Raw genomic sequence first — 5,834 nt, forward strand, 5'->3', positions numbered from 1 at the left:
CTCGTAAGAGGCCTTTTTTATGGAAAAAATTTTGTATGACGAGTATCAGTGACCGATCAGTCTTTCGCCGCGTCTTTGCCGTCTGTCAGCAATTTGTCCAGCGCATCGCCGCCAACGTGACGGAAATCTTGCCCTTTCACGAAGTAGAAGATGAATTCACAAATATTCTGGCAACGGTCGCCGATACGCTCAATGGAGCGGGCGCAGAACAACGCGGTCAGGACGCTTGGAATGGTACGCGGATCTTCCATCATGTAGGTCATGAGCTGACGCACAATGCCTTCGTATTCCTGATCCACTTTCTTATCTTCACGGTAAATACGCACCGCTTCGTCAAGATCCATACGCGCGAACGCGTCGAGCACGTCATGCAGCATTTCTACCGTATGGCGGCCCAGAGATTCCAGGCTGACCAGCAGCGGCTGATGCAGATGCGAGAATTTCTCCAGCGCGGTACGGCAGATTTTATCCGCCACATCGCCGATACGTTCCAGTTCAGAAATGGTTTTGATAATCGCCATCACTAAACGCAAATCGCTGGCGGTCGGCTGGCGCTTGGCAATAATTCGCACGCAGGCTTCGTCGATCGCCACTTCCATTAGGTTAACTTTGTCATCACCTTTGATGACTCGCTGCGCCAGTTCGGCATCCTGATTGTGCATCGCGGTGATCGCATCAGTCAGTTGCTGTTCAACCAGCCCGCCCATCGCCAGAACCTGCGTACGGATGTGCTCGAGCTCGGCGTTAAACTGGCCGGAAATGTGTTTGTTTAAGTTCAGGTTGTCCATCGTTCTTACCTCAACCGTAGCGGCCAGTAATGTAATCTTCAGTCTGTTTGCGCGCTGGCGAAGTAAACAGCGAGTCGGTATCACTGTATTCGATCAGCTCACCCAAATACATAAACGCAGTGCGGTCTGAACAACGCGCAGCCTGCTGCATGTTGTGGGTCACGATCACCACGGTGTAATCAGATTTTAGCTCGGTGATCAGCTCTTCGATACGGCCGGTTGAAATCGGATCCAGCGCCGAACACGGTTCATCTAGCAGGAGAACATCAGGACGGATAGCAATGCCGCGCGCAATGCACAGGCGCTGTTGCTGGCCGCCGGACAAGCTGTAACCGCTCTGGTGCAGCTTGTCTTTGGATTCATTCCACAAAGCGGCTTTGGTCAGCGCCCATTGCACGCGCTCATCCATGTCCGTACGGGAAAGTTTTTCAAACAGACGGACACCAAATGCGATGTTGTCGTAAATCGACATCGGGAACGGCGTCGGTTTCTGGAAGACCATGCCGACTTTGGCACGCAGCAGCGCGATATCTTGTTTATCGACCAGAATATTTTCGCCATCGAGCAGAATTTCACCTTCTGCATGCTGCTCAGGGTAAAGCTGGTACATTTTGTTAAACGTACGCAGCAGCGTGGATTTACCACAACCTGACGGGCCGATGAATGCCGTGACTTCGTTCTTAGCGATATCCAGGGAAATATTTTTCAGCGCGTGGAATTTACCGTAATAAAAATTCAGATCGCGAACCTGAATCTTGCTGTTGGATGCGTCAGTCATTCGACTCATTAAGACATCTCTCTTTTGCGCGCGCCGCTGTGCGACGCCGGGTAAACAGTGAAGGCAGAGTGAAAAACTCTGCCTTCAGTAATGAATTAACTTACTGCTTCTTCGCGGCGAAGATCACACGCGCCAGAATGTTCAGCAACAGCACACACACTGTAATCAGCAGCACGCCTGCCCAGGCCAGTTGTTGCCATTCGCCAAACGGGCTCATCGCAAACTTGAAGATGGTCACCGGCAGGTTGGCGATCGGCTGCATCATGTCGGTGCTCCAGAACTGGTTGGAGAGCGACGTAAACAGCAGCGGTGCGGTTTCGCCGGCGATGCGGGCGATGGCCAGCAAAATACCAGTGATAATGCCGGAAACAGAGGCTTTCAGGGTGATCGCAGAAATCATTTTCCATTTCGGCGTCCCCAGCGCATAAGCCGCTTCACGCAGGCTGTCCGGCACCAGTTTCAGCATGTTTTCCGTGGTACGGATAACAATCGGGATTTGCAGCAACGCCAGCGCCAGTACGCCCGCCCAGCCAGAGAAGTGCCCCATTTTCGCCACCATGATGGTGTAAACGAACAGGCCAACCACAATGGAAGGAGCAGAAAGCAGAATGTCGTTGATGAAGCGAATGAATTCCGCCAGCCAGGATTTACGGCCATATTCTGCCAGATAAATCCCCGCCATCACGCCCAGCGGTGTACCGATAACCGTCGCCCATAAAATCAGCAGTCCGCTTCCTGCAATGGCGTTCGCCAGACCACCGCCAGCCGTATTTGGCGGCGGTGTGTTTTGGGTAAACAGTGCCAGAGACATGCCGTCTACGCCTTTCACGACGGTCGTGAACAGGATCCATACCAGCCAGAACAAGCCAAAAAGCATGGTCAGCATGGAAATCATTAGCGCCAGACGGTTCTTCTGACGGCGCCATGCCTGACGTTTGCGACGTGATTCCAGTAAGGCTGCGTTACTTTGCATTTCGAGTGTCGTCATCTTAACGGCCCTCTTTCTTAGCCAGACGCAGAATCATGACTTTCGACAGCGCCAGAACAATAAAGGTGATAACAAACAGGATAAGGCCCAGTTCCATCAGCGCAGAAGTGTGCAGACCCGCTTCAGCTTCGGCGAATTCGTTCGCCAGCGCCGAGGTAATACTGTTGCCGGGCGCGTAAAGCGAAATGCTGTCGAGCTGGTAGGTGTTACCGATAATGAAGGTCACCGCCATGGTTTCACCGAGCGCACGGCCAAGACCGAGCATGACACCGCCGATGACACCATTTTTAGTGAACGGCAGCACGATGCGCCAGATCACTTCCCAGGTCGTACAACCAATTCCGTAGGCCGATTCTTTCATCATGACCGGCGTCTGCTCGAACACGTCACGCATGACGGAGGCAATATACGGAATGATCATGATGGCCAGAATGACGCCTGCCGCCAAGATGCCAATACCAAAACCCGGGCCGGCGAAAAGCGCGCCAACAATCGGGATACCAGAAAGCACATCACCGACCGGTGTCTGGAAATACTGCGCAAACAGCGGAGCGAAAACGAATAAACCCCACATGCCGTAAACAATACTGGGGATCGCCGCCAGCAGCTCGATGGCAATACCCAGCGGACGTTTCATCCAGTTAGGTGCCAGCTCGGTGAGGAATAATGCGATACCAAAACTGACGGGAACGGCAATCAGTAAGGCGATAATCGAGGTCACGACGGTACCGTAAATAGGCACCAGTGCGCCGAACTGCTGATTCGGGGCGTCCCAGGTTTTCGTCCACAGGAAGGATAATCCGAATTTTTCAATGCTAGGCAGCGAAGCAATAAACAGCGAGACGATGATTCCGCCCAGCATTAATAACACGATCAGCGCAGCCAGTTTGACCAGCGCGCCGAAAAGGATGTCACCGTTTTTGCTTGGTGCTTTGATAGCCGGCTTGTATTCAGCCATACCACTCTCTTTTAATTAAGATTTAATTCCCTCCCCGGCCGGAGAGGGAATGAAGCAGAAGACTTGTACTCTATATCAGACGAGACGTCAGATCCTAGTAAAGTGCTTTGCCGCTGCTATCTTTGATATTTGCTTTCCAGGCTGCACGAACCTGCTCAACGACTGAAGGTGGAAGCGTTGCATAATCCAGGTCAGTCGTCAGTTTGTTGCCGTTTTTGTAAGCCCAGTCGAAGAACTTCAGAACTTCAGCACCTTTGGTCGCATCCTGCTGATCTTTGTAAATCAGGATGAAGGTGGTGGAGCTGATTGGCCAAGCGTTGTCGCCTTTCTGATTTGTCAGGTCCTGAGCGAAAGTTTTGCTCCAGTCAGCGCCTTTAGCCGCTGCGCTGAAGGATTCTTCTGTCGGGCTGATGGATTTGCCATCCGCATCAACCAGCTTGGTGTAAGCCAGGTTGTTTTGTTTAGCGTAAGCATATTCTACGTAACCGATTGAGCCCGGCAGACGCTGTACAAATGCGGCCACGCCATCATTACCTTTGCCGCCCAGACCGGTAGGCCAGTTAACTGTTGAGCCTGAACCGATTTTCTCTTTCCACTCGTTGTTCACTTTTGCCAGATAGCTGGTGAACACGAAAGAAGTACCAGAACCGTCAGCACGACGAACAACGGCGATATTGGTATCTGGCAGTTTCACGCCTGGGTTCAGCTTAGTGATCGCCGCGTCGTTCCACTTTTTGATTTTACCCAGGTAAATATCACCCAGCGTTGCGCCGTCCAGCGTCAGCTGACCTGATTTGATACCCGGGATATTCACAGCCAGTACCACGCCACCGATCACGGTAGGGAACTGGAACAGGCCGTTTTTGTTCAGATCTTCTTCTTTCATCGGAGCATCAGATGCGCCGAAATCAACGGTTTTGGCGATGATTTGTTTCACGCCGCCGGAAGAACCTATGCCCTGATAGTTAACCTGAGTGCCGGTTGCTTTCTGGTATGCATCCGCCCACTTAGCGTAGACAGGTGCAGGGAAGGTGCCGCCAGCGCCAGTCAGATTACTAGCAGCGAAAGCAGACATTGCTGTGAGGGAGAAAGTCGCTGCTACAATACCGGCGACGGTGTTACGCATCAATTTCATGTTCCACTCCTAGTGGTTTTTTTTGTTCGACCCAGGTCGAGATTTATAAAGTGTTTGGCACAGGAGGAAAATAGGACAGTTTGGTGACAGTAAAATGTACGTTATATGACAGTTTTATGACACTGGTCACAATTTAGGCGATACGGGCAAACTGAAGCGGAATGATCAGATAAAAACCGGCCCGAAGGCCGGTGGCAGCGGAAAGGGATGCCGAATTAACGCCCTTTCTTTTTACGCCCCGGCTGCGCAAAACGTTTACGGGACGCTGAATTTCCGTCGGGTTTCTCGGTATTTTTCGGTTTTGTGACAACCGGTTTTTTAGCCTGAGGAGGTTTAGACGGCGTTTTTTTGGCCGGCTTTTCTTCCGAAGTCGAGTTTTCAGTGAGTCTGAATAATTCGACCAGCTCATCGTCCGTCAAATCACGCCATTCCCCCAAAGGCAGGCCTTTCAGATTGATGTTCATGATCCGCACACGCTCAAGCTTGGTGACTTCAAAGCCAAAATGCTTACACATACGCCGGATCTGGCGGTTAAGCCCCTGAACCAGCGTGATACGAAATACAAAGGGCGCTTCTTTCTTCACTTTGCATTTTTTGGTCACCGTGCCTAGCATGGGGACACCCGCGCCCAGACCGGTTATAAACTCATCCGTCACCGGTTTGTTGACCGTTACGACGTATTCTTTTTCGTGGTCGTTGCCCGCACGCAGGATTTTATTGACCAGATCACCGTGGTTGGTCAGTAAAATCAGGCCCTGAGAATCTTTATCCAGACGCCCGATAGGGAAAACGCGTTTGCTGTGGTTAACGAAATCACTGATGTTGTCCCGCTCACCGTCTTCCATTGTGGTGACGATCCCCACGGGCTTATTGAGCGCGATAAGCACTAAATCTTCTTCATCACGTGGTTCAATCAGCTGGCCGTTAACTTTCACCACATCACCGGCAAATACTTGTGCGCCCACGGAGGCGCGTCTGCCATTGATAAAAACGTTTCCCTGTTCGATGTAACGATCGGCATCACGGCGCGAGCAGATACCGCTCTCGCTAATGTATTTGTTGAGACGAATGGAGGGGTTGGACAGCATTCAGCAAATCACCTTCGTAAAAAGGCGGACTATACCTTATCCGCGACGGCTAACGAAGTCTGAGAGAGGAGAATCGTGACCACGCCTCAGCCTTTTGGA

Annotated in this window: 6 protein-coding genes; all 6 read right to left on the reverse strand. The window is 51.7% G+C overall.

Translation table 11 applies throughout. The annotated features are described in order from the left end of the window. Positions 1-56: 56 nt before the first annotated feature. On the reverse strand, positions 57-788 hold the full coding sequence (phoU, locus tag ACLBVC_RS24620) for a phosphate signaling complex protein PhoU (protein ID WP_152323756.1): 732 nt from the start codon (positions 786-788) through the stop codon (positions 57-59). A 10-nt stretch (positions 789-798) separates the two neighbouring features. Further along, the gene (gene pstB, locus ACLBVC_RS24625; protein ID WP_013577692.1) at positions 799-1,566 is read right to left on the reverse strand and encodes a phosphate ABC transporter ATP-binding protein PstB; all 768 of its coding nucleotides are present in this window, start codon (positions 1,564-1,566) and stop codon (positions 799-801) included. A 100-nt stretch (positions 1,567-1,666) separates the two neighbouring features. Next, positions 1,667-2,554, reverse strand: a complete 888-nt coding sequence (gene pstA / locus ACLBVC_RS24630) for a phosphate ABC transporter permease PstA (protein WP_195814978.1) — start codon at positions 2,552-2,554, stop codon at positions 1,667-1,669. A 1-nt stretch (position 2,555) separates the two neighbouring features. Further along, positions 2,556-3,512, reverse strand: coding sequence for a phosphate ABC transporter permease PstC (gene pstC, locus ACLBVC_RS24635; RefSeq protein WP_152323758.1), 957 nt, complete (start codon positions 3,510-3,512; stop codon positions 2,556-2,558). A gap of 94 nt (positions 3,513-3,606) precedes the next feature. Further along, on the reverse strand, positions 3,607-4,647 hold the full coding sequence (gene pstS, locus ACLBVC_RS24640; RefSeq protein ID WP_410151794.1) for a phosphate ABC transporter substrate-binding protein PstS: 1,041 nt from the start codon (positions 4,645-4,647) through the stop codon (positions 3,607-3,609). A gap of 215 nt (positions 4,648-4,862) precedes the next feature. After that, positions 4,863-5,735, reverse strand: a complete 873-nt coding sequence (gene rluF, locus ACLBVC_RS24645) for a 23S rRNA pseudouridine(2604) synthase RluF (protein WP_410151796.1) — start codon at positions 5,733-5,735, stop codon at positions 4,863-4,865. Between the last annotated feature and the right edge of the window lie 99 nt (positions 5,736-5,834).

The organism is Rahnella selenatireducens (assembly GCF_046449555.1).
GTDB classification, from domain to species: Bacteria; Pseudomonadota; Gammaproteobacteria; order Enterobacterales; family Enterobacteriaceae; genus Rahnella; species Rahnella selenatireducens.

Bases quoted from the DNA above. Each gene is read 5' to 3' on its own strand.
- pstC (WP_152323758.1), bottom strand. From the start codon at position 3,512: ATGGCTGAATACAAGCCGGCTATCAAAGCACCAAGCAAAAACGGTGAC.
- rluF (WP_410151796.1), bottom strand. From the start codon at position 5,735: ATGCTGTCCAACCCCTCCATTCGTCTCAACAAATACATTAGCGAGAGC.
- pstA (WP_195814978.1), bottom strand. From the start codon at position 2,554: ATGACGACACTCGAAATGCAAAGTAACGCAGCCTTACTGGAATCACGT.
- pstS (WP_410151794.1), bottom strand. From the start codon at position 4,647: ATGAAATTGATGCGTAACACCGTCGCCGGTATTGTAGCAGCGACTTTC.
- pstB (WP_013577692.1), bottom strand. From the start codon at position 1,566: ATGACTGACGCATCCAACAGCAAGATTCAGGTTCGCGATCTGAATTTT.
- phoU (WP_152323756.1), bottom strand. From the start codon at position 788: ATGGACAACCTGAACTTAAACAAACACATTTCCGGCCAGTTTAACGCC.